24 protein-coding genes are annotated in these 25869 nt (G+C 54.2%); 11 read left to right on the top strand and 13 right to left on the bottom strand.

The annotated features are described in order from the left end of the window. The first annotated feature begins 45 nt into the window (after positions 1–45). Both gldC and HNV11_RS10140 read left to right on the top strand, forming a co-directional pair. Positions 46–396, top strand: a complete 351-nt coding sequence (gene gldC, locus HNV11_RS10135; protein WP_171739550.1) for a gliding motility protein GldC — start codon at positions 46–48, stop codon at positions 394–396. A gap of 85 nt (positions 397–481) precedes the next feature. Next, positions 482–1675 carry a thioredoxin family protein gene (locus tag HNV11_RS10140; RefSeq protein WP_171739551.1) on the top strand — a complete coding sequence of 398 codons (1194 nt, stop codon included), beginning with the start codon at positions 482–484 and terminating at the stop codon, positions 1673–1675. A gap of 67 nt (positions 1676–1742) precedes the next feature. Here HNV11_RS10140 and HNV11_RS10145 read toward each other — a convergent pair whose 3' ends face one another. From HNV11_RS10145 to ispG, 4 genes are all read right to left on the bottom strand, one after another. After that, a complete protein-coding gene (locus HNV11_RS10145; RefSeq protein ID WP_171739552.1) occupies positions 1743–2297 on the bottom strand; it encodes a tetratricopeptide repeat protein in 555 nt (184 codons plus the stop codon). Between the two features lie 65 nt (positions 2298–2362). Then, the gene (locus HNV11_RS10150; RefSeq protein WP_171739553.1) at positions 2363–2713 is read right to left on the bottom strand and encodes an MmcQ/YjbR family DNA-binding protein; all 351 of its coding nucleotides are present in this window, start codon (positions 2711–2713) and stop codon (positions 2363–2365) included. A gap of 17 nt (positions 2714–2730) precedes the next feature. Continuing rightward, a complete protein-coding gene (locus HNV11_RS10155) occupies positions 2731–2919 on the bottom strand; it encodes a DUF6728 family protein (RefSeq protein ID WP_171739554.1) in 189 nt (62 codons plus the stop codon). 99 nt (positions 2920–3018) lie between these two features. Beyond that, complete coding sequence (gene ispG, locus HNV11_RS10160) at positions 3019–5049, bottom strand: (E)-4-hydroxy-3-methylbut-2-enyl-diphosphate synthase (RefSeq protein ID WP_171739555.1); 2031 nt, start codon at positions 5047–5049, stop codon at positions 3019–3021. 280 nt (positions 5050–5329) lie between these two features. On the opposite strand from ispG, the gene HNV11_RS10165 reads away from it, so the two are divergent. After that, entirely contained in the window at positions 5330–5641 is a 312-nt protein-coding gene (locus HNV11_RS10165) for a hypothetical protein (RefSeq protein WP_171739556.1), read from the top strand. A gap of 33 nt (positions 5642–5674) precedes the next feature. Here HNV11_RS10165 and HNV11_RS10170 read toward each other — a convergent pair whose 3' ends face one another. Beyond that, on the bottom strand, positions 5675–6652 hold the full coding sequence (locus tag HNV11_RS10170) for an AAA family ATPase (RefSeq protein ID WP_171739557.1): 978 nt from the start codon (positions 6650–6652) through the stop codon (positions 5675–5677). A 92-nt stretch (positions 6653–6744) separates the two neighbouring features. Then, positions 6745–7593: a peptide chain release factor N(5)-glutamine methyltransferase gene (gene prmC, locus HNV11_RS10175; protein ID WP_171739558.1), complete on the bottom strand. Its 849-nt coding sequence runs from the start codon at positions 7591–7593 to the stop codon at positions 6745–6747. A 97-nt stretch (positions 7594–7690) separates the two neighbouring features. Between prmC and ribD the strand changes: the two genes are divergently transcribed. Beyond that, positions 7691–8740 (top strand): bifunctional diaminohydroxyphosphoribosylaminopyrimidine deaminase/5-amino-6-(5-phosphoribosylamino)uracil reductase RibD, encoded by a 1050-nt coding sequence (gene ribD / locus HNV11_RS10180; protein WP_171739559.1) that lies wholly within the window; start codon positions 7691–7693, stop codon positions 8738–8740. Between the two features lie 51 nt (positions 8741–8791). Here ribD and HNV11_RS10185 read toward each other — a convergent pair whose 3' ends face one another. The 7 genes from HNV11_RS10185 to HNV11_RS10215 form a co-directional block, all read right to left on the bottom strand. Beyond that, entirely contained in the window at positions 8792–9301 is a 510-nt protein-coding gene (locus tag HNV11_RS10185; RefSeq protein WP_171739560.1) for a hypothetical protein, read from the bottom strand. A gap of 14 nt (positions 9302–9315) precedes the next feature. After that, positions 9316–12270: a TonB-dependent receptor gene (locus HNV11_RS10190; RefSeq protein WP_171739561.1), complete on the bottom strand. Its 2955-nt coding sequence runs from the start codon at positions 12268–12270 to the stop codon at positions 9316–9318. A 444-nt stretch (positions 12271–12714) separates the two neighbouring features. Then, positions 12715–13866: an N-acetylglucosamine-6-phosphate deacetylase gene (nagA, locus tag HNV11_RS10195; RefSeq protein WP_171739562.1), complete on the bottom strand. Its 1152-nt coding sequence runs from the start codon at positions 13864–13866 to the stop codon at positions 12715–12717. A gap of 48 nt (positions 13867–13914) precedes the next feature. After that, entirely contained in the window at positions 13915–14199 is a 285-nt protein-coding gene (locus HNV11_RS10200; protein ID WP_171739563.1) for a putative quinol monooxygenase, read from the bottom strand. Positions 14200–14238: 39 nt separating this feature from the next. Then, complete coding sequence (locus HNV11_RS10205) at positions 14239–14982, bottom strand: shikimate dehydrogenase family protein (protein ID WP_171739564.1); 744 nt, start codon at positions 14980–14982, stop codon at positions 14239–14241. A gap of 3 nt (positions 14983–14985) precedes the next feature. Beyond that, positions 14986–15636, bottom strand: coding sequence for a DedA family protein (locus HNV11_RS10210; protein WP_171739565.1), 651 nt, complete (start codon positions 15634–15636; stop codon positions 14986–14988). Between the two features lie 81 nt (positions 15637–15717). Then, positions 15718–16479, bottom strand: a complete 762-nt coding sequence (locus HNV11_RS10215) for a phosphosulfolactate synthase (protein WP_171739566.1) — start codon at positions 16477–16479, stop codon at positions 15718–15720. 129 nt (positions 16480–16608) lie between these two features. On the opposite strand from HNV11_RS10215, the gene HNV11_RS10220 reads away from it, so the two are divergent. The 7 genes from HNV11_RS10220 to HNV11_RS10250 all read left to right on the top strand — a co-directional run bounded on the left by HNV11_RS10220 (position 16609) and on the right by HNV11_RS10250 (position 25864). Continuing rightward, on the top strand, positions 16609–17055 hold the full coding sequence (locus HNV11_RS10220; protein WP_171739567.1) for a PaaI family thioesterase: 447 nt from the start codon (positions 16609–16611) through the stop codon (positions 17053–17055). A 139-nt stretch (positions 17056–17194) separates the two neighbouring features. Beyond that, positions 17195–17512 carry a 50S ribosomal protein L21 gene (gene rplU, locus HNV11_RS10225; RefSeq protein WP_171739568.1) on the top strand — a complete coding sequence of 106 codons (318 nt, stop codon included), beginning with the start codon at positions 17195–17197 and terminating at the stop codon, positions 17510–17512. A gap of 92 nt (positions 17513–17604) precedes the next feature. Continuing rightward, positions 17605–17898, top strand: a complete 294-nt coding sequence (rpmA, locus tag HNV11_RS10230) for a 50S ribosomal protein L27 (protein WP_171739569.1) — start codon at positions 17605–17607, stop codon at positions 17896–17898. Between the two features lie 132 nt (positions 17899–18030). Continuing rightward, positions 18031–18633: a NifU family protein gene (locus tag HNV11_RS10235; protein WP_171739570.1), complete on the top strand. Its 603-nt coding sequence runs from the start codon at positions 18031–18033 to the stop codon at positions 18631–18633. A 196-nt stretch (positions 18634–18829) separates the two neighbouring features. Beyond that, positions 18830–20260, top strand: a complete 1431-nt coding sequence (locus HNV11_RS10240; RefSeq protein WP_171739571.1) for a DUF5723 family protein — start codon at positions 18830–18832, stop codon at positions 20258–20260. A 149-nt stretch (positions 20261–20409) separates the two neighbouring features. Further along, positions 20410–22518, top strand: a complete 2109-nt coding sequence (gene recG / locus HNV11_RS10245; RefSeq protein WP_171739572.1) for an ATP-dependent DNA helicase RecG — start codon at positions 20410–20412, stop codon at positions 22516–22518. A gap of 127 nt (positions 22519–22645) precedes the next feature. Then, a complete protein-coding gene (locus tag HNV11_RS10250) occupies positions 22646–25864 on the top strand; it encodes a SusC/RagA family TonB-linked outer membrane protein (RefSeq protein WP_171739573.1) in 3219 nt (1072 codons plus the stop codon). Positions 25865–25869 lie beyond the last annotated feature (5 nt).

The raw sequence follows: 25869 nt of genomic DNA on the forward strand, positions 1-25869 counted from the left end.
CGAGCGAACGAACAGGCCACGGTACAATTGCGTATTTTTGTTGCCATGAAAAAATCAGATATTCATTTTTCGGTTGAGTTAGACAATCAGAATATTCCCGACAAAATCTTTTGGGATGCTACCGACAACCCCAACGAAGGGCTGAGCGATACCCGGGCCATTGCCATCGCCCTCTGGGATCACTACCACAACAGTACCCTCAAAATTGATCTCTGGACCAAGGATATGGAAGTTGTGGACATGAAGCGCTTCCTGATCGAAATGATGAGCGGTATTGCCGACACGGCCGTCAACGCTACCGGCGATAAAAAAATGGCTGCCGATATTGAAAACACCTGCCGCATCCTCAGCAAACGGCTCGAAGAAGAAATCAAAGAGCAGAATCAACAGAAATAAGGCAATCTAATTGCGGGCCGGGAGACTTACCCCAATAGTCTGGTCGTTATTTTGCTATAAGTCGTACCGTACGACCTCATCTTTCATGAAGAATATTCTAGTTCTCCTGCTGTGTTCATCGCTGGCATTGGGTCAGGCGCAGAAGCCAGGCATTAAGTTTCGCGAAACGCCCATAGCGTCAGTATTTCAGGAAGCCCGCCGGACGGGCAAGCCCGTTTTTGTTGAGATTTATTCGCCTACCTGTCACGTCTGCCAGAGCTTTATACCAACACTGTCCGATATGCGGGTAGGAAAGCTTTACAACGACAAATTCATCAGTACCAAGCTGGACATTGGGCAGCCTTCCACGCGGGCTTTTCTGGACAGCCGCCATCTGTTTGTCCCGTCATTGCCGTTATTTCTTTACTTTGATCCGCAGCAGAACCTGATTCATTTCGCATTAAGCAACAACTCGACCGATGAAGTGATCCGGCACGGGACAACGGCGGTGAATCCACAGGCGCGTAGCCAGACCATGAAGTCAAGGTATCAGCGGGGTGAACGTTCGTCGAATTTCCTGATTGACTACGCCATGTTTGGGCGGGTTACAAAGGATACCGTCGCCAATATCGCGGCCATGAATGACTACGCCCGTCAGCAGTCGCCCGCTACGTATACCAATCAGACGAACTGGCTTGCCTTGCAGAAACTGGTGCTCGACTATGAAAACCCCATGTTTCAGTATATGCTGAATCATCTGGATGCGTACCGTAAGGCCTACGGCGCCGAACCTACCCAGCAGGTGGCTGAGAATATACTGATGTCGTCGCTTTATAGCGGACGTGGCTTGCAGTATCCGGTTACGAAGATTCTGGAGATTCGGCAGGGGCTGGCTAAAATTGGGATTGATCCCCGCGTGGCCGCCAACCGGACGCTGCTGCCGGAAGTGAATGCGTATTTCCGGGCACACCAGACGGCCAAAGCCGTCGAACGCATGGACGCTCAGGTCAACACCAACCAGTTGACGGTGCCGGAGTATTTATACATTTCGCGGCTGTTCAACCGCGCCAGTCCTGACGCAGCGGACGCCCCAACCGTAGCTAAGTGGGTCAACAAAGCACTCGCCTTAAGACCCAGCGCTAAAGAGCAGGCTGATCTTTACTACGAACTGGCGGAAGCCTACCGACGGGGAGGCAAAACGGCCGAAGCCCAGAAAGCAGCGCAGAAATCCATGGAACTGGCGCAGACGAGCCGGTTGGATACGCGCCGAAACGTAGAGCAGATGGGGAAACTGAAATAGTCAGCCCTAAACCGATAGAGAATGTGGTTAGTCTGGTACCGATATTGATCGGATCAGATTAATCACATTATTTTTTTTGGTAAACGGGCTTGGTGAACGGCGGTTTCAGAAGCAGGTGGAACGAGTTTTCATCACCTAAGGAAACCGCCCGTCGAAGATCACTTTCGGCCTGCGGAAGCTGCTTTACCTGAATCCGAGCCAGTGCGCGCCAGCGGTAAGCATCCGGCTGCTCGTCGCGGAAATGCCAGACGGCTTTGTCAAACTCCCGGAACGCATCGGTAAATTGTTCGATCCGGTAATACGCGATACCGCGGTCCAGATAGCACTCGGCTAAGGTATTGTCGCGGCTGATGGCCTGCGTCAGATCGTAGATGGCAGAGTAAAAGTTTTCCTGAGCGAGCTGACATTTACCCCGGTACGCGTATGCAAGGGCTGACTTGGGATACTGCCGGACCGCGTCATCGAAATAGCGGTGAGCCTGGGTGATGTCGCGGTTCTTCATGAGCAGAATGCCCTTCTGAAACCGTTTCCGATCTTTATCTGTAGGCGTATCATGATCAACCAGAAAATACCGGATGGTCAAATACAGCACAAACAGCAGACTCAACAGCGCAACTTCCATAACACAGTCTGGTTTTTCAACCTACGAAATTACAAATTTTGGCCCTGTTGGGGCAAACCAATCGCTCACATAAGTTGCTCCCGAACGACTTTGGGCAAGCTTTTTTTTACCAGTTCGTAAGAGTGATCAATCCAGTCCTGCATGTCCCGGCTGCGCACGCTGCCGTCGAGCGTAACCGTGTTCCAGTGGATTTTATTCATATGGTAACCCGCCGTTACGGCTGCGTACTCTTCCCGTAACTGAACAGCTCGCTCCGGATCGCATTTCAGATTGATCGTCGTGGGCCGACTTTCGGTGTCCAGCAGGGCAAACATTTTCCCGCCCACCTTAAACACCAGTGTTACCTCGTCAAATGGAAAGGACTCGGTAACGCCGGGTTTGGCTATACAGTATTCTCGTAAGGTCTCTGTATTCATGACTCCACGGCAAATACTCAACGCGTACAGGCCCGGAAAATCATGACGCCTACGCAGAACAGAAACATGATGATCGAAATCCGGTTGATGCCATGCATCATACGCAGGTTGGCGTTCGTCGGGTGATTAGGGTCTGGCTTACGGAAGACCCGCACAAAGTATTGAAATACCGGTCCTATTCTGAAATAATCCGCTATTTTGTTCACAGTTATCGGTGTTGCTTCTATCTTGATAAGGAACTGTTGACCTGAATTGTTCCCGGTTTTTACACCTATTTTCGGGACAATAAGTCGGTTTGCAGTTGATCAACTGACGGCCAGTTCCGGCTCAATCCAGCGGTCATCTTCGCGAATCAGTTCAATCAGTTCGTCGACAGCGCGGTCGGCGGGAACGGATTTTTTAATCACCTGCTGACCCCTGTACAAGGCTATTTTGTCACGCCCAATCCCAACGTAACCATAGTCTGCATCGGCCATTTCGCCGGGGCCGTTGACAATGCAGCCCATAATACCAATCTTAACTCCTTTCAGGTGATCGGTGCGCTGACGAATGCGGGCCGTCGTCTCCTGCAGATCGAACAGAGTCCGACCACAGGACGGGCACGAGATATATTCCGTTTTGGTAATGCGGGTCCGGGCCGCCTGCAAAATCCCGAACGCCAGGTTGTTCAGCCGTTTCAGTTCTTCGCCTAATGGTGCTTCGGAAGCTGACAGCATAATTCCATCGCCCAGACCATCGATCAGCAGGCCGCCAACATCCGTTGCTGCAAAGAGCGGAATGTCCTCCTCGGGCACGGCTGAGTAGCCGCGCTGCACCACTACCGGCGGGGTAAGTCCCTGGTTGATCAGTTCGACAATCAGCCGACGTAACTCCGGCATGGCGTGGGCATTTGCCGTCGTCAGAACCAGGACGACAGTCGGATCGATGCGTAACGTGCTGAGCAGATCGTCGGATAGTTCGGGAAGCGATACCTGCACAAAATTCAGGCGGTTGTGCAGCATACCAGCACCGGAACGAGCTTTGCTGTATTCGTGGGCCGTCAGAAGGGGTATCTTGTTAACCGAATCGGCTGCCTGCTGCCAGACGACATAATCCAGCACTTCTTTCAGACCATTAGGCAGCATGAAATCAGCCGGATGCTGACCCGTATAAATATAGTCCGCGCCAAGGTCGTTCATGCGCCACTTATCGGGCAGAGGCAGGTAAAAATGACCGATGGGATTCAGAACGTCATGCTCCGTAACGCGCACCCGGCTGAAGTCGGCAATGACGCGCGGCACGTTCTGCCCACCAAAATTTGCTACTTCGTGAGTTGTCCGGCGCGTATATTGGAACGGGTTGATGGGGTAGGACGTAACGCTCGGTATGGGCTGGCTATCAGTCGCCCGATGGGTATAGCGATCGATAAGCGCCTGCGCTACGGGGGCTTCACGCTCCGGCTCTTCGGTCAGAGACACCCGAACCGTATCGCCAATGCCATCTTCGAGCAGCGTGCCGATACCCAGCGCCGACTTGATTCGGCCGTCTTCCGCTTCGCCGGCTTCTGTTACGCCCAGGTGGAGGGGGTACGGCTGCAGACCTTCTTCGTCCAGACGCTGCACCAGCAGCCGGTAAGCCTGCACCATTACCTGCGGGTTGCTCGACTTCATCGACAGAACGATGTTGTAATACTGCTCGTCCTCACAGATGCGTAGAAACTCGAGCGCCGATTCCACCATACCCACGGGCGTATCGCCGTAACGGCTCAGAATCCGGTCCGATAGTGAACCGTGGTTCGTGCCAATGCGCATGGCCGTGCCATACTCTTTACAGATCCGGACCAGCGGTAAAAACTTGTCCCGGATCCGGTCCAGCTCGGCGGCATAAGCCGCGTCGGTATAGTCAATAAACTCGAAACGCTTGCGGTCGGCGTAGTTGCCGGGGTTGATCCGAACTTTCTCGACAATTCGGGCTGCGAGTTCGGCCGCGTTCGGTGTAAAATGAATGTCGGCGACAAGCGGGGTGGTATAACCCCGTACGCGTAATTCTTTGCGGATATTCTCCAGGTTCTGCGCTTCCTTCACGCTTGGTGCTGTAATGCGGACATACTCACAGCCAGCCTCAATCATCCGAATGGTTTGCTCAACCGAACCCAGCGTGTCCATCGTGTCGACGGTCGTCATGGATTGAACCCGGATAGGGTAATCCGACCCCATCGGCACATCCCCAATCTGGACCGTAATCGTTTTTCGGCGGCTATACTGAGTAAGCGAAGGAGTGTACAGGACCGGAGGATTGGACTGCTCCGGCGTACCGGTTGCGGTCGATATGGAAGGGGTAAGCAGTGAATCAAGCATACGAGTATCGGCGGGTCGTTTGACGCTGGCAAAGGTACGGAAAAAGCCGTTCTGCATCCGGTTACCTACCTGAAGGAAAACGTTGTGCCCGAACGAAATGTTCGTTTGGGCATTGAGTGTTGACAGGCGCGTATGCGGTTAAAATCCGATTTAATCGCTTGCTTTGCGGAAACAAAATCAGGCCCGACGGGTTTGATTTGCCGATGCGGAACTGGTTCTGGTATCGGCAATCGAAGTAAATAACGCGGGACTCTGTCTCCGAATTAGCGAATACAACCTTATGAAAACGAATGTATTGAGTGCACTGGCACTCGTTCTCTTTTTGGCAGTTAGCGCTAAGGCGCAGAGCAGTGCAAGAAACAGTACGCCAGCCGAACGGGCTGAACGGAAAGCTAAAGTGAAGGCCGAGCTGAAAGAAGCCGGTCAGAGCATCAAGGAGGCCGCGCAGGAATTAGGCGAAGGCGCTAAGCGCAATGCCAAAGTAGCCGGTGAAGCCATTAACCGGGGAGTCGATAAAGCCGGTACGGCCCTGGAGCGCGAGGCCGACAAGCTGAAAGCAAGACGGGATTCGGCCCGGCGGGATACGTTATAACACCCGCCAGAACCGGTTAAAGATTATCTGCACTTACCGGCCAATCGCCACTTTGCGCAGGATCGAATCGATAACCTGCAGGGTTGAAACGCCGTCGGCTTCGGCTTCGTAATTCAGCAGAATACGGTGGTTAAACACATCCGGCGCGACCTCCTTTATGTCTTCGGGCAGCACGTAGTCGCGCCGGTCGAAGTAAGCGAGGGCTTTGGCGGCCAGGTTCAGGTTGATGCTGGCGCGGGGCGATACGCCGAACTGAATGTAGCGGGCTTCGTCACGGAGATTATACTCCATCGGTCGACGGGTCGCAAAAACCAGTTCGATAATATAGCGTTCGAGCGTTTCGGAGATAGTGATGCCGTTGATCTCATCCCGAATGGCGATCAGATCTTCTTTACCGAGCACAGGCTGCACCTCGTAATCGAAGTTAAGATTTGACATCCGGCGCATGACGGCCAGCTCATCGTCTTTGCTCAGATAATCCACGAACACCTTCATCATGAATCGGTCGACCTGGGCTTCGGGCAGGGGATACGTCCCCTCCTGCTCGACGGGATTCTGCGTAGCCAGCACCAGAAACGGCCGGTCGAGGATAAACGTTTCTTCGCCAATGGTTACCTGCTTTTCCTGCATGGCTTCAAGCAGAGCCGCCTGTACCTTGGCGGGCGACCGGTTAACCTCATCGGCCAGGATCAGATTGGCAAAAATTGGTCCCTGCTTTACCTCAAACTCGGCGGTTTTCTGATTAAAAATCATGGTTCCGATCAAATCGGCGGGCAACAGATCGGGGGTGAACTGGATGCGCTGAAAATCGAGCTCCAGGACTTTGGCCAGCGTGTTGATCGTCAGAGTCTTCGCCAGCCCGGGTACGCCTTCGAGCAGAATATGGCCGCCCGTAAACAACCCGATGAGCAGCCGGTTAAGCAGGCGTTCCTGCCCCACCACGACCTGGCTCATTTCGTTGAAGACCTCACGTATTTTCGTGTGGTATGTAAATGAAGTGGTTGCTTCCATAAGGCCTTTGTCAGTTTGGCACTCGTGCAGACAGGGCTGATTGTCCGTGTTCAACGGGGCTTAGCCCAACCACCGGCTTCCTCATACGGCCTTTAAAAGGTTGCCCGAATGCTGCGGTCTTTGCCGTGGATGTCCTTATATACCTGAATGGTTGAGAAGCCCCGGTCAGAAAACACCTGCCGGGTAGCTTCGCCAAAGCGTTCGTTAATCTCAACGTAACACGCCCCGTCTTTCGTCAGATGACGGACGCAGAAATCAGCAACTGCTTTATAAAATACCAGCGGATCGTTGTCTTCGACGAACAGGGCCAGGTCGGGCTCATAATCCAGGACGTTGCGGTCCATGTCGGCGGCTTCCGACCGCGTTACATAGGGCGGATTACTGACGACACAATCGAATTTGCGAACCCGATCGGCGGGTACGTTCAGAATGTCCTGAATCTCAAACGTAACGTCGGCGTTGAGATGCTCGGCGTTACGTCGAGCCAGCGTAAGAGCCTCGTCGGAAACATCCCAGCCCGTCACGACCGACTGGGGTAGGAACCGCGCCAGCGTTACGGCGATACAGCCGCTGCCCGTACCGATATCCAGAATCGGCACATCGTCCCGGCGGTCGGCGAAGTCGTGCATAATCAGCCGGACCAAATCTTCGGTTTCGGGCCGGGGAATCAGGACGGCCGGTGACACTTCGAACTCCAGACCGCAGAAAATGGTCGTTCCGATCACGTGCTGAATAGGCTCCTGTCGGTTCAGCCGTTCCAGAATTTTGAACCAGTCGGGCTCGGTGCGGTTGGGGGGCAGCGGTTTGTCGGTGAGCACGTCGGTTTTGCGAAGACCGAAGTAATGGTCGAGGAGCATAAACGCCATTTCCCGCGCTTCTTCGGGCGGATAGGCGGTAATATTCTTGCTTAGGCGTTCGTATAAGGGTTTGGCGGTGGCCATTCGAGTGAGTCGCGTAATTTTGCGTAAAACTAAACAAGTTTTCGGTTTACGGTTTTTCTTCGTAAACCATTCCCTATCTCCCGAACCAAATACCACCATGTCTGATCGTTTCATGCTCCGCGCGCTCGAACTGGCTACTCTTGGCCGCGGACACGTCAGCCCGAACCCAATGGTGGGCTGCGTGATTACCCACGGTGCGGAAGGAGGGGAGCGGATCATCGGGGAAGGCTGGCACCAGCGCTATGGCGAAGCTCATGCTGAACGGAACGCCATCCTGTCGGTCCGGCCGGAAGAAGCGCACCTGCTGCCCGAAAGCACCGTGTACGTAACGCTGGAACCCTGCTCACATTATGGCAAACAGCCGCCCTGCGCCGATCTGCTCATCGACCGGTGCGTTGGACGGGTGGTGTGCTGCAATGACGACCCGAATCCGCTGGTGGCCGGACAGGGGTTTCAGAAGCTGCGCACGGCTGGCATTGCGGTCGAAACCGGCGTTCTGCGTGAACAGGGACGGGAGTTGAATGCCCGCTTCTTTACCTTTTTCGAGCAGCAGCGCCCGTATATCCTGCTCAAATGGGCCGAATCGGCCGATGGCTATATCGCCGGAATAGAAGTCCGTACCGTAAAAATCAGTGGCGATCTGTCGCATCGTCTGGTGCATCGCTGGCGAACGGAGGAAGATGCGATCATGGTTGGCACGAACACGGCCCGCCTGGATAATCCGCGGCTGAATGTTCGGCTCGTTCCGGGCCGCAATCCAACCCGCATTGTAATTGATAAGCAGCTAAAACTGGCCGGAAGCCTGAACCTGTTCGATAACTCGCAGCCGACGCTGGGCTACAATTACCTGAAAACCGAGACCCTTGGGCAAACGACTTATATCCAGCTTCAGCCGGACAAACCCTTCCTGAATCAATTGCTGGATGACCTGTATGGGCGCCGGATTCAGTCCGTGCTGGTTGAGGGCGGAACAACGCTCATCAATTCCTTACTGGAAGCCGGGCTATGGGACGAGATGCGGGTGTTTCGTAGCCCAATGGTTCTTGATGAAGGCGTGAAAGCGCCGGTTGTGCGGGGCCGGTTGGTGAGCCGGGAGCAAGTAGGGGTTGATGAACTGACTGTTTATAAAAATAGCCCCGGAAACTGATCCGGGGCTATTTGAGGAAAGTGATTGACGGGTGGAAAGAGTGGAATAAGCTTATAGCGATTGCGCGACGGGGGCTGCATTTGCACCAATGTTCCCCGTTGCCACCAGGGCAGAGCCGGTCATTATTTTTACGCTGGCGTTATAAGTGTTCAGCTTATCGTAGAAACCGGCTTCGCTGATCACAAAGTATTTATTGGTGGAAAACCCGCCCGTTGCTCCGCTCACGGCATCCAGTGGCTTCAACACGGTGGTTGAGTTGGCCGCCAGTGCACCCTGGTAAATGCCCGCCGAGTACGAAGAGCCGCTGGCCGTATTGTATAGACCCATCTGTACCAGCGTAACGGCCGAGCTGTATTTATAGAACACGACCCGTCCGTATATATTCTTGCTGTCGGCAGAGGTCAGGGTGTACGACTTATAAGTCGATACGGTTCCCCCGCCGGGTGCCACGCTCAGATTTGGCTCATAGTTCTGCTGCTCGCAGGAGGTCAGAAAAACGACCAGAGCGATAAGAAGATTAAGCAGGCAGAAAGCACTTCGTTTAATAGTTAATCGGTTCATTTTCGGAGAAAGCGTTAGAAGTTGAACATCACACGACCGTAGTAGTAAGCGCCGTTGGAGCCCTGCTGGTTGTTAGAGTAGAGATAGAAGCCCCGGTTCTCGGAGCGCAGCATCTCGGGGTATTTGTCGAAGATGTTGCTGCCACCCACCGAGAATTTCAGGTTACGGGTCATCGCGTAGCCGATGCTCAGGTCAAAAATCGTCTGAGGAGAGAAGGTCTGGTCGTAGAAATTGCCGTCGTTATCTGCCGAGACCGACCGTTCCGTAACCGAACCGAAATACGTGCCGCGTAGCATGACATCGAACTTATTGACGCGGTACATAATCGAGCCGATTAGCTTACTGCGTGGGGTTCCGGTCTCAAACTGGCCAATTACGTCCCGGCTCAGGTATTTGTCCACCACCTGCTCTTCGGTCAGATTGGCTACGTTCAGATTCAGCGTTTTACGACTCAGCACCGTGTTTCGGCTGAAAATGGTCGCTAAGCTGAACGTCAGGCTGTGGTTACGTGCCAGGTTGTACGTATAGTTTCCAACGGCTTCGATACCTCTGGAGCGAACGTTGGCGCCGTTGACAAAAAACTGCGCTTCGCCACCTCCGATTACTTCTCCGTAGTTATTTCCTACTTCAGATGCGTTGAAATAGCTGGTTCTGAAAATGCGGTTGTCTACGTCGATCTGGTAGGCATCCACGGTTACCTCAAACCCCTGCGCTGGCTGATACGTCATCCCGAAACCATAGGTGCGCGAGTTCTCCTGGCTCAATCCCCGAATGCCCAGTACCCGGGCCGCCGTGCTGTTGGTTGGATAGGTCGTTACGTCCAGAGGCTGCGGAATGCCGTTTGCATCCGGAACAAAGGCCGTAGCTGTGTGCGTATAATTCAACTCCTGCAGCGAAGGAGCCCGGAAGCCGCTGGCAATCGAGCCGCGGATGGTCAGGTTGTTCGTGAGCGAATAGCGGGCCGCCAGTTTCCCGATCGTCACGCCACCAAAGTCCGAGTAGTTTTCCAGCCGCAGCGCACCTGCAATCAGCAGCTTCCGGGCAACTTCGAGCTCGGCGTCCAGGTAAGCCGCCATGGTAGTGCGGAATTCGTTCCGTTCATTCTTGGGGCCAAAACCGGCAAAACACTGGCAGTTGGCCGACAGGCTTTTCACGGTTACCTGCTGACCTGCATAGACCGATAGCGGATTTCCGCTGGCATCCGTAATTGGGGTGCTGCTGGCATCCTGCAGTGGCTTGCCATCCGGACCAACCAGCAGGCCGGTTTGACTAACCGTCAGCGTACCTGCGTCGCCGTAGGTATAGCTTTCGTCCTGTCCCCGCAGAATCTTGTAATTCTCGACCCGCATTTCGGCGCCGAACGCAATGTTAAGGCCGCCCATGATCTCTTTGAAATAGCGGGAGAAATCCAGGTTCGTCGAGTTCTGGGTAAACTGGTGTGTTCCCAGATACATGTTTACCGGTGAGTTGGAGCCAAGCGACGCGTTCATGGTGTTGACCATACCCAGGCGCATGGTATTCCGACCGAAGGTATTGCTGAAATCAACACTGAACTCACCTACCCGGCTCCGGATACCGACCGTGTTGGAAATGTCGGATGTATTGGAGGTCATCTGTGGTCTGAAGCCGTTAGGATACAGCAGGTAGTTGAAGCGGTCGGTCTGCGAAGGGCGCCGGTAGTAGCAGGAAAACCCTTTCAGATACTTGTAGGAGGCCCCGCCGAAGCTATAGATTGTTGTTGTGGGGTTGATCTCATAGCCGGCATTATAGAACGTGCTTCCCAGCGTAACGGCGGGCATACCGGCATATACTGCAAAGTCGGCCCGGGTCAGGCCGCGGGCACTCAGCAGTCCATTTTCGGTTTTGAGGTTGGTTGCCAGTGCATTGTTACCGCTCGCCAGCGCGTTGATCAGCTCCGGGTTGGTAACAACCGGCTTGCCGTTTTTGTCGGTGCGCAGGTTGTTCAGATAGGTTTTGTCATAGATTTCCCAGTCGTTGACAAAGGGGCGTAGCGTTGGCCGACGCTGGGTAATCTGACCGGAAACGTTGAAATAACCTTTTTCGGCAATCTTGAACCCATAGTTGGCATCGAACTGATAGTTAAATCCGTCGGGTTTGGTGGCCTGGGTCAGGTCGCCCGCGTTACCACCCGAGTTCAGGTAGCCCCCGCCGGTCAGGTTACTGGTCAGTTTGTTGGTGCCTTTCTTCAGAATGATGTTCACCACACCCGCAACCGCATCCGATCCATATTGCGCAGCGGCTCCGTCGCGCAGAATCTCTACCCGATCAATGGCCGCAGCCGGGATCGTCATCAGATCAACGGAGGTGGACGGGCTGCCTACGGCGGTGCCGGTAATCAGCAGGGCCGAGGTATGCCGGCGTTTTCCGTTAATTAGAACCAGAATCTGGTTCGGGGCCATGTTCCGTAACTGCACCGGATCGACATGCGAGTCGAGGTCGCCCCCCTGCGACCGGACAGCGTTGAAGCTGGGCGCAACATAGGCCAGAATCTGAGCCAGGTCAAGCTGAGGTAGGTCGCCCATAATCTCCTTGATCGAGATGACATCCACCGGTACGGGCGTTTCCAGAACGGTTCGTCCGACGTTACGGGTACCGGTTACGATCAGTTCGTTCAGCTCACTCGCGTCTTCATCCAGAGAAACCGAAAAGGTGGTGTTGCTGCCAACTTTTAATTCTTTCGTTTTAAAGCCAATAAAGCTGAACACGAGTACATCTTCCGGCGTCGCTTCCAGGGAAAATGCGCCCTGATTATCCGTTACGGTGCCTCGGCGGGTATTGCCTTTTATGAGCACGTTGACTCCCTGCAAGGCCTCGGAATTTAACGTAGTGGTCACTTTGCCGGTTATGCGCCTGGTCTGGGCCATAGCGGTTTCCGGGAGGAGTGCGAGCATGACAAGTAGGGCAATCAGCGCCGGTGCGAGGTCATGTCTGAGTAATTTTTGCTTCATAGGTTGTCAGAAAATTGGTTACTAATTGCTGTTCCGGGGTTTGTTAGGTGTAAAATCTGGGCAATAAAAGACCGACAGCCGTTTTTGACGGCCTGGCGACTATAGCGAAAGTGACGTTGAGAAGAAAAGGCTGACGCCGTCTAACTGGGGGCGTTAATTAAGAGAGGCTGTCAGGTAAAGCAATCACTGAAAGGATTACCAATTAGCATATCGTAAAGATGATTTGATATTGTATTTTGTGAATTATGCCAATTTAAATTTTAATGTCAAGCTTTAAATGAAAATTTTGTGTTGTGTTATAAGTATAGTTCAGTAGAAAAATATATAATTCCTATTTCGTCCCAGTCGATACCAACGGGCGCAGTAGGACGCAACTGCGTTTGCAGTGGGGATAAAAACAAAAAATGGCTCATCGAGCCATTCTTATTCTTGCTGTGAGAGCCGCTAGGCCCGCCACACCTGCCGCACGTGGAGCGCCTGGTCGAGTCGAACCAAATTAGCTACGTAGCCGGGTGCAACATGACCAATCTGGTCGCTCAGGCCGAGAATCTTAGCCGGTGTCGTCGTCGCCATCCGTAGAGCGTCGGTCAGACTAAGGCCCACGCGCTCGACACATACGCGAACACAATCAATCAGTGTAATAGCTGATCCGGCCAGCTTTCCTTCATTATTGACATACCGGCCGGGCCCGTTCGGGTCGGATTCGTGATGGACCACAAACTGTCCCAGGGTAAACTCTGGCCGGGGCGGATTGGCAAACAGGGCGTCCGAAATCAGAAACAGGCGGTCGGGTCCCAGCAACCGGTAGGCTACCCGAATGGCAACCGGATCGCAGTGGTACCCGTCGGCGATGATACTGCTCCGGACGGTAGCATGATCAAACACTGCCCCGACAATGCCCGGTTCTCGGCTTTCAAACCCCCGCATGGCATTGTAGAGGTGCGTAGCCAGGGGGCAATCCGTTGAGAACGCCGTCATGGCCTGCTCATAGGTCGCATTAGAGTGCCCCAGCGAAAGCAGCGTGTTGGCGTGTTTACGGGTCCGAATGACTTCGAGTTGCTCCGGCGAGAAAATTTCCGGGGCAAGCGTCAGAATACGAATCGCGTCGGCATTGGTGCTGAACAGGGTTTCCAGTTCACCTTCGGCGGGTGTTCGAACAAAGGCCGGGCTGTGGGCCCCGCGCTTGATGGGGTTGAAATACGGACCTTCGATATGAATACCCGGCACTCCCAACGGTTTTTCGGTGCGCACAACCTGCACAGCCGCCGTGGCCTGCAGCATGATCTCGAGCGAGGTCGAGTGAATCGTAGGCAGCAGGGTTGTAGTGCCGTTGCTGGCATGGGATTCGTAAATATGTCGGACGGTGTCGGGCGTCGGCTCTTCGTTGAGAAACAGATTCGAGCCACCGTACAACTGCAGGTCAATCAGGCCGGGAATGAGGTAGTCGCCATTCAAATCGACAACGGTAGCCTGATCATTGGGAACGATGTCGTCTGCAACTTCCTGAATACGACCATTCGCAACATGTACCGTTGCGCCGGTCAGGAACGTTTCACCCGTAAAGAGGGTCGCGTTCTGAAAAAGAATTTCCTGCATGATACGGGCAGTCGAAAAAGCCTTTCCTGGGAAAGAAGTCGCGTGAGATTACTTGGCTATTTTGGTTAGTTCAACCGGAGCGGCAAACCAGTCTTTAGCCAGTTCGCCAAACTCCTTCATGTGCGGCATCTGCTCATGCGCCAGCAGCCCGGCTTCGTCGGTCCAGAGCTCGTGCATGATGAAATGGGTGGGATGTTCGGCGCTTTCGTAAAGTTCGTAAAGCAGACAGGCGTCTTCTTCGCGCACTTTGGCAACGAGGTTGAACAGGCCATTGCGGAGTTGAGCCTCACAGCCGGGGCGGGCATGAATGGTAGCAAAAACGGAGAGTGGCATTCGGTAAGAGTTTATTAGAAAAGAAGCATTGTCAGGAATCTACCCCTGCCAGATTGCCCACGCTTTTTCGGCCTGCAGCACCAGCATTGGATAACCATTCATAACCGCAGCCCCTCGCTCCTGACCAAGCTGCATAAATCGGGTTTCGGCGGGATTATACACCAGATCGTACAGCAGATGCCGGTCGGTGAGCAGGGGATAGGGCAGGGCCGGAGCCTGAACCACATTCGGGTAAGTACCCACCGGCGAGCAGTTGATAATCAGAGCATACGCTTGAATTACATTCTCTAACTCGTCATAAGTCAGATTGTCGCCGGTTTTTGTGCGCGACACGGCCTTGTATGGAATTGTTAGGTCTGTCAGGGCTGCGACGACGGCTTTCGAAGCACCACCCGTACCCAGCACCAGCGCCTGAAGGCCAGCTGTGGTACGTCCGAGCAACGCCAGCCACTCTTCGAGCGATTGGCGAAAGCCATAGTAGTCGGAGTTATAGCCCGTTACGGTTCCGTCACGCTCAAGCTTGATGACATTTACCGCGCCAACTTTTTCGGCCGAACTGTCGAGCCGGTCCAGATAAGGCAGTACGGCCTGCTTGTGCGGAATCGTTACGTTCAGGCCATGCAGATCGGGCGTCTGGAGTAACGCCCGTAGAGTCGTAATGTCGGGCATCTCGAACAACTCGTACTGACAATCCTTAATACCTTCACGGGCGAACTTCTCGGTAAAATACCGCTGCGAGAACGAGTGCGTAAGCGGAAACCCAATGAGACCGTAGCGCGTCATAGATTAGGCAGCCCGTTCGAGACGTTTGCGAACCGCCCCAAAAATGATGGGTAATACGGAAAGACCAACAATGCCAAAAACGACCAGTTCGAAGTTTTTCTGAACGAACGGAATATTGCCGAAGAAGTAACCCAGCAGCGAGATGCTCGTAACCCAGAGAATGGCTCCCAGAATGCAGTACCGAATGTAGGTGCCGTAGTTCATACTGCCCGCGCCCGCCACAAACGGTGCAATCGTGCGTACGATGGGCATGAACCGGGCGATAATCACCGTACGACCGCCGTGCTTGGCGTAAAACTTCTCGGTTTCGGCGATGTACTCCCGTTTGAAAAACAGAATCCGCTCCCGGGATTTAATCTGCTTGCCCAAGTATTTGCCAACGAAATAATTGACGTTATCGCCCAGCAGCGCGGCTCCAATCAGCAGAGGAATAATAACCCATACGCTCAGCTCATTCGTGTCGCGGGCGGCCAGTGCCCCGGCCGCAAACAGCAGCGAATCGCCCGGCAGCAGCGGCATGACAATCAGCCCGGTTTCGGTAAACACAATCAGGAACAGAATGGCGTACAGCAGGACGCCGTATTCATTCGCCCAGATATCCAGATAACGATCCAGATGAAGCAGAAAATCGAGCAGAGATTTGATGAGTTCCATTGACTAGTGATTAGTGAGCAGTAAAAAGCGGTTCGTCTTCTGGCAGATCGACATCGGCCACTAAGCACCTGAAACCCGCTGTTATTTAGTAAGGAAGTGCGTGAACGTATCGCCACGCAGGCCCAGACGGATGGTTTCTAACGGAATAACTTCGTGCGGAGCAATGTTGCCGACGTTGACATTAGCGCCGAGGAGCTTCACGAACCACACCTGCTGTTCTTTCTGGGGGGCCTCCCAAAGAATACTCTCAAACGGAATCTGCGTGAGAATCTCTTCGACCAGACCCTGCCGGACTTCGCCACTCGACCGGAACAGGCCAACTGTTCCGCCTTCGCGGGCTTCGCCGATGACCTTCCAGGCGCCTGCCTGCAATTCGGCTTTCATCAATTGAATCCACTTATAGGGTGGAATAATCTTGGCTTCGTCTTTCGAGCCGACCTCCGACAGGACCGTAACCTGCGTAGCCAGCTTACGGATATAATCGCATTTATCGTCCTGGTGCATTTCAATTGAGCCGTCCGATACTTCGGCGTATTCCATACCGTATCTGTCGAGGAGCTTACGGTAATCGTCGAACTGGTTGCGCACCACAAACGCTTCAAACAGCGTTCCGCCAAAATAAACCGGGAGGTTAGCCTCGCGGTAAATCGCCAGTTTTTCTTTCAGATTTGGGGTAACAAAGGAAGTGGCCCAGCCTAGTTTAATAATGTCTGCGTATTCGGCGGAGGTTGATATAAAATCTTCCACTTCCCGCAGACTTAATCCCTTATCCATCACCATCGTCAGGCCGCTTTGGCGGGGTTTGGCGGTGCGGTCAGGTATTTGCGTAAGCGTATAATTCATTCGTTTTGCTCAAGTAGGCGTGTTAAAATCGCCCAAAAGTAGCACAAGTCCCGAAAACCTCGCAAGAAAGTACACAAAGAATAGCGTCTGAAAGGCATTTGGCTTAGATAAATACTATTTTTGCCGGATATGGACAATTTAACAAATCCGCGTTTAGAGTATTTCCGTTCGCAGATTGGCCAGGATATGAAAGGCAGTATTTCGCCGTTTGGACGCTGGCTGAACGGAACCCTGCGCGCTGCTCACCATGGCCGTCTGGTTGCCGAGTATCGGGTTCGTGAGGAGTTGACCAACCCCGCCGGGGTGCTGCACGGCGGAGCCGTAGCGGGCATACTGGACGATCTGATCGGAGCTACAGTCTTTACGTTGGGACGCGAGTTTGCCTATACGTCGGTCAGCCTGAACATTGATTTTCTGCACGCGGCCCGGCTTGGCGACGTGATAACTGCAACGGCCGACGTGATCCGGGCGGGCAAAAACATTATTCACTGCGAAGGGCGCATCGTGGCGGCCGACGGCAAAATCATCGCTAAAGGTGCTTCCAATCTGATTCAGACATCGGAGAAACTGGGCTGATCAGGGGGCGGGATTACCCCGGTGAGTCAGATCGGGAGCTGATCCCAAGCTGAACACTTAAAAAAACAGGTTAACACATTGACTGATTAGCTGTTTTTCGCTACTTTTGCACCCTCATTTCCAATTTTATACACAACTCATGTACGCAATCGTAGAGATCGCAGGGCAGCAATTCAAGATCCAGAAGGGTCGCTCCATCTATACCCACCGGTTAGAGGGCGATGTGGACGCTGCACTTGCCTCCGACAAGGTGAAGATTCTCCTTGTTGATAATGAAGGGAGCATTACCGTTGGTGCTCCGACTGTCGCTGGAGCGACCGTATCGGCCAAAATCGTCGAACACCTTAAAGGCGAGAAAGTTATCGTCTTCAAGAAGAAGCGTCGGAAAGGTTATAAAAAGAAGAACGGCCACCGTCAGTATCTGACGAAGGTTTTGATTGAAGATATCACCATCTAAAGTTATAAAATGGTCCGGTTGTTAAGGTGTCTGGTTCCGCCATACGTACCTCAACAACTTCCAGCGTAGAACTTTAAACTTTTTTAAAGACAATGGCACACAAGAAAGGTGTAGGTAGTTCCAAAAACGGCCGCGACTCGATCAGCAAACGCCTTGGCGTAAAGTTGTTCGGCGGCCAGCAGGCTATTGCCGGCAACATTATCGTTCGTCAGCGCGGTACGAAACACCACCCCGGCAAGAACGTCGGTCTAGGTAAAGATTACACGCTGTTCGCTCTGGTTGATGGTACGGTTAAATTTCGTCCCGGCCGCAACAGCCGCTCGTACGTTGACATCATTCCAGTGGGCCCGTCGGCTGTTGAAGCCGCTCCGGTAGCCGCTGAATAGTCTCCACGAAGGCGTTCAGAGAACCCGTCTAACGAAAGTCAGGCGGGTTTTTTTATGCGCAAAAACTAAAAATCCGGCGCGGCTGTTAGACTCCCAGAAACTTAAGCGCTAAACGTCATAACGCCAGAGCCAATGAATCCTACACTAAGTCGTCCCGTATCCATATTCACGGAAGGCAGTCCAAACCCAAACTCGATGAAGTTTGTGGTCAATTTTGAGCTTGTCCCGTCGGGCCTGTCGTTCGATTACGCGACGCCGGGCGATGCGCTTCTCGATGGCAAAGCGTCGCCCCTGGCCGTTGCTCTGTTCGGGTTTGAATTCGTGCGCCGGGTCTTTATTTCGGGGAATTTCGTGACCGTCACGAAAGACGACGAGACCGACTGGGACGAAGTGCTGTTCGAAGTAAAACTCTTCCTGAAAGAATATTTCATCGAGCAGAAACCTGTTTTTGCCCAGCGGACCATGGATTCCAATACGACCAAGCTGGACATGGATTCGGAAACGGTGCAGAAAATAAAGGCAGTCCTGGACCAGTACGTCCGGCCAGCCGTAGAATCCGACGGTGGGGCCATTAACTTTCACTCGTTCGATGAGCCAAGCGGTACCGTAAAGGTCTTGCTGCAAGGTTCATGCAGTGGCTGCCCTTCGTCGACACTGACGCTCAAGGCCGGTATCGAGAATCTGCTTACGCGTCTGGTACCGGAAGTAAAACTAGTCGAAGCCGAAGGCGTATAACCCGCCCGGCTCGCTTATAACAAGCTCATTACGCAGGGTCGTGCCAATGCCGGAAACGGTGCTGGCGCGGCCCTGCGTGCTTTTCGGGGAGGCCGGAACCCGTCCCGCTTACTCGAAATAAAACCCTCCTCCGCTAACCGGGACGATCGAATGGCGTTTACTTTGCAGGACGCTTTGTCTTTTTCTTATTCACTGCATGAAGTCTTCGCTGTTTATTGGAGCGTGTCTGCTGGTCGCTACCGGCAGTTCGGCCCAGAACCTCCTTGGCCTGTCGACCAGCCGTTACGGAGGTACGAACCGGTTATACATGAACCCGGCGCTGGTTGCCGATTCGCCATCCCGTCTGTATCTGAACGTGGGGGTCGTCAATGCCCACGTAAATAATAATTACGTCCGCTATCAGGCTCCGTTTTCGCTGGTGCGTTTATTGAGCGGCAACGTACCGGCTCAATACAAAAACGGCGATGGCTCGCTCAATTTCTCGATTGATTACACGCGGGAAACGCTCGACGGTAAACCAAAAAATGGTACGATCTGGGGCGAGGTGCGCGGGCCGGCCATCCTGATACGGTCCGGGTCGGGTAGTGGGTTGGCCATTACGACGCGCTTCCGGGCCATTGGGGAGGTGATTGGCGCTTCGGAGTCGCTACTGTCGGCTGTGCGGGCGGGCCTGAACGACAACACGCTCTACAGCATACCCAGCAACAACAACCAGTTCAGCGTCAACACCAACACCTATTCTGAACTGGGGCTGACGTATGGCGGCACGGTCTGGGAAGGGGATGGCCAGCGGCTCCTGCTGGGGGCAACGGCGAAAGTTCTGCTTGGCTACAATGCCCAGCAGCTGATTAACCGGGGGCTGGATTACCGGATTGTCGCCGACCCGGTTATCCCGAACAGTGCCTATCTGGAAGTCGATAAACTGGATGCTACCCTGAACTACACGACCTTTCTGCAAAACCGGACGCTGGGCCCCCGGACGCTGTTCAGCCCATCGGCGCCCGGCCGGGGCTTTGGGGTTGACCTGGGCCTAACCTACATCAGCCAGTACGACGCCGATAGCCCGGCCCTGCGGCTGGGCGTAGCGCTGACCGATCTGGGTGGCATTACGTATAAAGGAGAGCAGTACACCTATACCGACATCGGGCAGCAGCCCATTCGGTTTACCGGTGCTGAGTTCAACAACGTAAGCGGGAGCGAAGAGATTCTGCGGATTATCCAGCAGAAACTCGATCAGGGACGCAGCCCGAACCAGGGTAGTTTCTCGGCGGGTCTGCCTACCTCGCTCAACCTGTCGGTCGATTACCAGTTGCCCGACGGCGTAGCGATTGGCGTTACGTATCTGAAAGACGTTCGGTCGGCGCAGGCGATGGCCGTCCATCAGCCGACGCTGCTGGCCGTTACGCCCCGCTACGATACGCGCTGGGTGAGCGTAGCCGTACCGGTAGCTTACCTCAACGGCGGTTTTACGGCCGGGGCTTCGCTGCGGGTGGGGCCCGCCTGGCTGGGCACCGATAATTTTCTGGGGCTGATTGGCAACACATCCAACGGCATTCAGCCGCGCGGTCTGGACGTTTACGGGGGGATTGCCTTCGGGCTGGGCCGGGCTGATGAAGAACAGAGATGAACTGGTCATGGGGTGTCATTCAGAGTGCCCACAGGTACTGGCACAAATGACTACGGAATGACTGCCCAGTGACCCCCTATGACAACTAATCATAGAATTGCGTAAATTTGGTCAAATCCCGTCTTTAAACCGGAGTTTGCAGGTCCGTTATGACCGAACGAGCCACCTATTTCGACACCCCACTTCTGTACCTTAAAGGGCTTGGCCCGCAGCGCACCGAACTGCTCAACAAGGAGCTGAACCTGTTTACCTATGGTGACCTGATTCAGTATTATCCGTTCCGCTATGACGACCGGACGCGCTACTATACCATCAGCGAACTAATGGATTCAATGCCGTCGGCGCAGGTGCGTGGACGGCTCCGCGACTGGTATCTGGAAGGTGAAGGGGCTAAAAAACGGCTGGTCGCTACATTCACCGATGGGACCGGGTCGATGAGCCTCGTCTGGTTTCAGGGGATTACCTATATTGAAAAGACCCTCCGTCGCGACGGTGAATATATCGTCTACGGTAAGCCGCAGTCGTTCAACGGACAGTTCAGCATCGTCCATCCTGAACTGGAAAATGCGGGCGCTGCTGCCGAACACGAACTGGGGTTCTTTCCAGTCTATAACCTTACCGACAAGCTCCGCAAACGCCATCTCGACAGCAAGATGATCGGGAAAGTGATGCGGGGTCTGCTCGAACAGTCGTGGCCGCACATCCGCGAAACACTTCCCGACTCGCTCATTCAGCAATACCGGCTGATTGGCAAACGGGAGGCCATGTGGAACATTCACCTGCCCCAAAATCAGGGCTGGCTGAAACAGGCCCAGCGCCGGCTGAAGTTTGAAGAACTATTCTACAACCAGCTGCGACTAATTAAGAACAAGCTGATTCAGAAAGAAGAGTTTCCGGGACAGGTCTTTCGGGATACGTCGCTGATGAAGCATTTCTATAACGAGCTGCTGCCGTTCGATCTGACCGGCGCGCAGCAGCGCGTGATTAAAGAAATCTACGCCGATTTCCTGACGGGGCGGCAGATGAACCGGCTTTTGCAGGGCGACGTGGGCAGCGGCAAAACCATCGTGGCGTTTATTGCCTGCCTGATGGCCATTGGCAATGGAGCGCAGGCCTGTCTGATGGCGCCCACCGAGATTCTGGCCGACCAGCACTACAACGGCCTCAAACCCTTTGCCGATGCGATGGGCCTGAACCTGGGCATCCTGACCGGCTCAACCAATAAGAAGCGCCGGGCCGTTCTGCACGAAGAACTTCAGGCAGGCAGGATGCATATTCTGGTCGGGACGCACGCCCTGCTCGAAGATGCCGTGCAGTACAAAAACCTGGGTCTATGCATCATCGATGAGCAGCACCGCTTCGGCGTAGCGCAACGGGCGAAACTCTGGCGTAAAAACGAAACCGTGCCGCCCCACATTCTGGTCATGACCGCTACGCCCATTCCCCGGACGCTGGCCATGACGCTTTACGGCAACCTCGACGTATCGGTAATTGATGAGCTGCCAAAGGGACGTAAACCCATCAAAACCGTGCATAAGTTCGACAAGCACCGCTCGGAAGTGTTTGGCTTCATGCGTCAGCAGATCGAGCTGGGTCGGCAGGTGTACGTCGTTTATCCGCTGATTGAAGAATCGGAGAAGCTGGATTACAAAGACCTCATGGATGGCTACGAAAGTATGCAGCGGGCCTTCCCTCGTCCGAAATACGAGATTGGCATCCTGCACGGGAAGATGCTGCCCTACGAAAAAGACGACGAAATGAAGCGGTTCATTAACCGCGAAACGCAGATTCTGGTTGCCACAACCGTAATCGAGGTCGGCGTAAATGTACCCAACGCGAGCGTGATGGTCATTGAAAGCGCCGAGCGATTTGGGCTGTCGCAGCTGCACCAGCTTCGGGGGCGCGTAGGTAGGGGAGCCGAACAGTCCTACTGCATCATGATGACGGGCTATAAGCTCAGCAGCGATACACGTACCCGGCTCGAAACGATGGTGCGCACCAACAATGGCTTCGAGATTGCCGATGTAGACCTGCAGCTACGCGGCCCCGGCGACCTGACTGGTACTCAGCAAAGTGGGGTGATGGACCTGATGATTGCCGACCTGGCCAAAGACGGCGCTATCCTGACGGCTGCCCGCGAGTCGGCACAGGCTATCCTGCTGGAAGACCCCGAGCTTGTTCTGCCGCAGCACGCGCCCATCCGGAATCATCTGGAAGGCATCAGGCAAACCGAAAACAACTGGGGACGGATCAGTTGACACACTCTTACGCCTTAAGGATCAGAAGTGTTGCAAAAAAACTTTTAAATATTTCAATTTTTTGAAGTAAAACTACCCATAGGCTACACTTTTCAATGTTGGTTCAACAATAATTAACATAAAGTGTATGCAAACAATTTTAAACAGACCGGTTCTCTGTCGATCCAGGGAGGGTACTCTGCCGACAGGATGGGCTAGCAGAAATCGCTTTTATGCATCCCTGCTTTTAGTGCTGGTCTGCGTAACCGGAGTATTCGCTCAGTCGAAAGTGACTGGTCGCGTAATTGACGATCAGGGGCAGGCTCTGCCGGGAGTAAGCGTCGTCGTCAAAGGCACCACAACCGGTTCGGTCACGGATGGAACCGGCAATTATTCCTTAACGGTACCGAACCGTACCGCCACCCTGGTCTTCTCCTACATTGGTTTCATTACGCAGGAGATCCCCGTCAATAACCAGGCAACGATTAACCTTACTCTGGCTACGGACACTAAGTCGCTGAGTGAGGTCGTCGTGGTTGGTTACGGTACGCAGAAGAAAGAAACCGTAACGGGTTCGGTTGTCGCGGTAAAAGGCGCCGACCTGGTGAAGTCGCCAACGACCAACCTGTCTAACTCGCTGGCTGGTCGCCTGCCGGGCGTTACGGCCGTTAACCGTAGTGGTGAGCCGGGTTACGATGGCTCCACGATCCGGATTCGAGGAACCAATACGCTGGGAAACAACAGCGCGCTGGTTGTCGTCGATGGTATTCCCGATCGTGCTGGTGGTCTGGACCGGATCAACCCGGCCGACATCGAGACAATCTCGGTGCTGAAAGATGCCTCGGCGGCCATTTACGGTTCACGGGCCGCAAACGGCGTTATCCTGATTACGACCAAGCGTGGCAAGACCGGCAAACCCCAGCTGTCGTATTCCTTCAACCAGGGATTTGCCCAGCCAACGGTTGTGCCCCGGCTGGCGAATGCGGCTGAGTATGCGACAATGCTCAATGATCTGAACGTGTATGAGTTACCGGTGTCAGAATGGGCCGCTGCTACGAAAGCGTATCAGACAACGGGTTCCTATACGCGCCCGGATGGAACGGTTCGTAAGGCTCCGTACACGCCAGACGACATGGCCAAGTATAACGATGGCTCTGATCCGTGGGGACACCCCAATACCGACTGGTATAAGTCGACACTGAAAACCTGGTCGCCCCAGACCCGGCACAACCTGCAGCTGACGGGCGGTACGGAAGATTTTAAATACCTGGCTTCGCTGGGTTACCAGAACCAGGACGCGTTCTACAAGCAGTCGGCGACGGGGTATAAGCAGTATGATATGCGCATTAACATCGATGCAAACATCAATAAATACCTCCACGTAGCTCTGGGCGTACTTGGCCGGGAAGAATTCCGGTTTTACCCAACCCGGGGGGCCGGTGCCATTTTCCGGATGCAGATGCGCGGTAAGCCGAACCAGCCCGCTTTCTGGCCTGATGGTCGGCCTGGCCCGGACATTGAAAACGGGGAAAACCCGGTGGTGATCACGACCAACGCAACGGGCTACGACCGCGACAAACGGGATTACATCCAGACCAACGGCCAGCTCGATTTCAAAGTGCCGGGTGTTGAGGGCCTGAAGTTCTCGGCCACGGCGGCTATTGACAAGCTGAGTCAGAACAACAAGCGGTGGGAGACACCCTGGACGCTATATGAGCGCGGCACGGGCGTTGATGCCAACGGCAACCCGAATCTGATCGCCAGCGTTCGGGGACCAGCCGAACCCCGCCTGACCCTCGGCAACAATACCCAGCTGAACATTCTGCTGGGCGGTATCGGAACCTATGAGCGCAAATTTGGTGATCACGGACTGACGGTGCTGGCCGGGGTGAACCGCGAAACCATTTCGGGCGACAACTTCAATGCGTTCCGTCGGTATTTCATCTCGCCAGCCATCGATCAGCTGTTTGCCGGTGGTGACCTGAGCAAAGACAACGCCGGTGGCGCTTTCAACCGGGCGCGTCTGAACTACTTCGGCCGGATTGCGTATAACTACAAGGAGAAGTACCTGTTCGAGTTCCTGAGCCGCTACGATGGTTCGGATATCTTCCCGGAGGCAACCCGTTACGGTTTCTTCCCGGGCGTAATGGCCGGCTGGGTAGTATCGGAAGAAAATTTCTGGAAGAACTCGGTTCCAGCGGTTAACTACCTGAAGCTACGTGCATCGTTCGGTCAGCTGGGTAACGACCAGATTTATCTGCCCGGAACGTCTACGTTAGCCACGTATCAGTACCTGGCGACGTATGGCTTCAATACATACATTATTGATAACGCGCAGGCCAAGACGCTAGCGGAGAGCCGGATTCCAAACACGACCATTACGTGGGAAGTGGCCAACAACGCCGACGTAGGTATCGAAGGACAACTGTTCAACGGAAAAATTGCCTTTGAATTCGACTACTTCAACAACCTGCGTACGTCGATTCTGTATCCCCGCAATGCATCGGTACCCCGCACAACGGGTCTGATTCTGCCGCCGGAAAACATCGGTAAAGTGCGCAACAGCGGTTTCGATGGTCAGGTGAGCTACAACGGTCAGGCGGGCCAGCTGCGGTTTACGGTTGGCGTAAACGGCGGTTACGCTCAGAACAAGATCATCTTCTGGGACGAAGCGCCGGGTGCGCCCGAATGGCAGCGGTCAACGGGTCGCCCCATCAACTCCTACGTTACGTACCTGTACGACGGTGTCTTCCGGGACCAGGCGGATATCGACGCCAACAAGCTCGATTACTCGGCCATCGTGAAGACCATCCGTCCCGGCGACATGAAGTACAAGGACTACAACGGCGACGGCAAGATCACGCCCGACGACCGCGTGCGGAACAACCGGACAAACCTGCCGCTGTTTCAGGGCGGTATGAACATGACGGCAGCGTACAAAAACTTCGACCTGACGATTCTCTTCCAGGGTTCGGCCGGGGCGCAGCAGTATATCAGCCTGGGTGAGTCGGGTAACATTGGAAACTACCTGAAAGAGATCTATACCGACCGCTGGACGGTAGACAACCCCAGCAGCGTTCACCCGCGCATTGCCAACCGCAGTGACCAGTACTTCTCGGGTGGCAACACCTACTGGCTGCGCTCGGCTGACTACATCCGCCTGAAGAACCTCGAAATCGGCTACACCATTCCGGAAACGATTGGTAAGAAAGTTGGTATCAGCAGCCTGCGGGTTTACGTGAATGCGTTAAACCTGGCTACGATTGTCAACAAGCTGGGTTCATTTGATCCGGAAGCGGATAATGCAACGGGGCAGTATTACCCCCAGTCGCGCATCATTAACACCGGCTTGTCGCTTCGCTTCTAATTCTT

Origin of the sequence: Spirosoma taeanense (assembly GCF_013127955.1) — a bacterium.
GTDB lineage: Bacteria > Bacteroidota > Bacteroidia > Cytophagales > Spirosomataceae > Spirosoma > Spirosoma taeanense.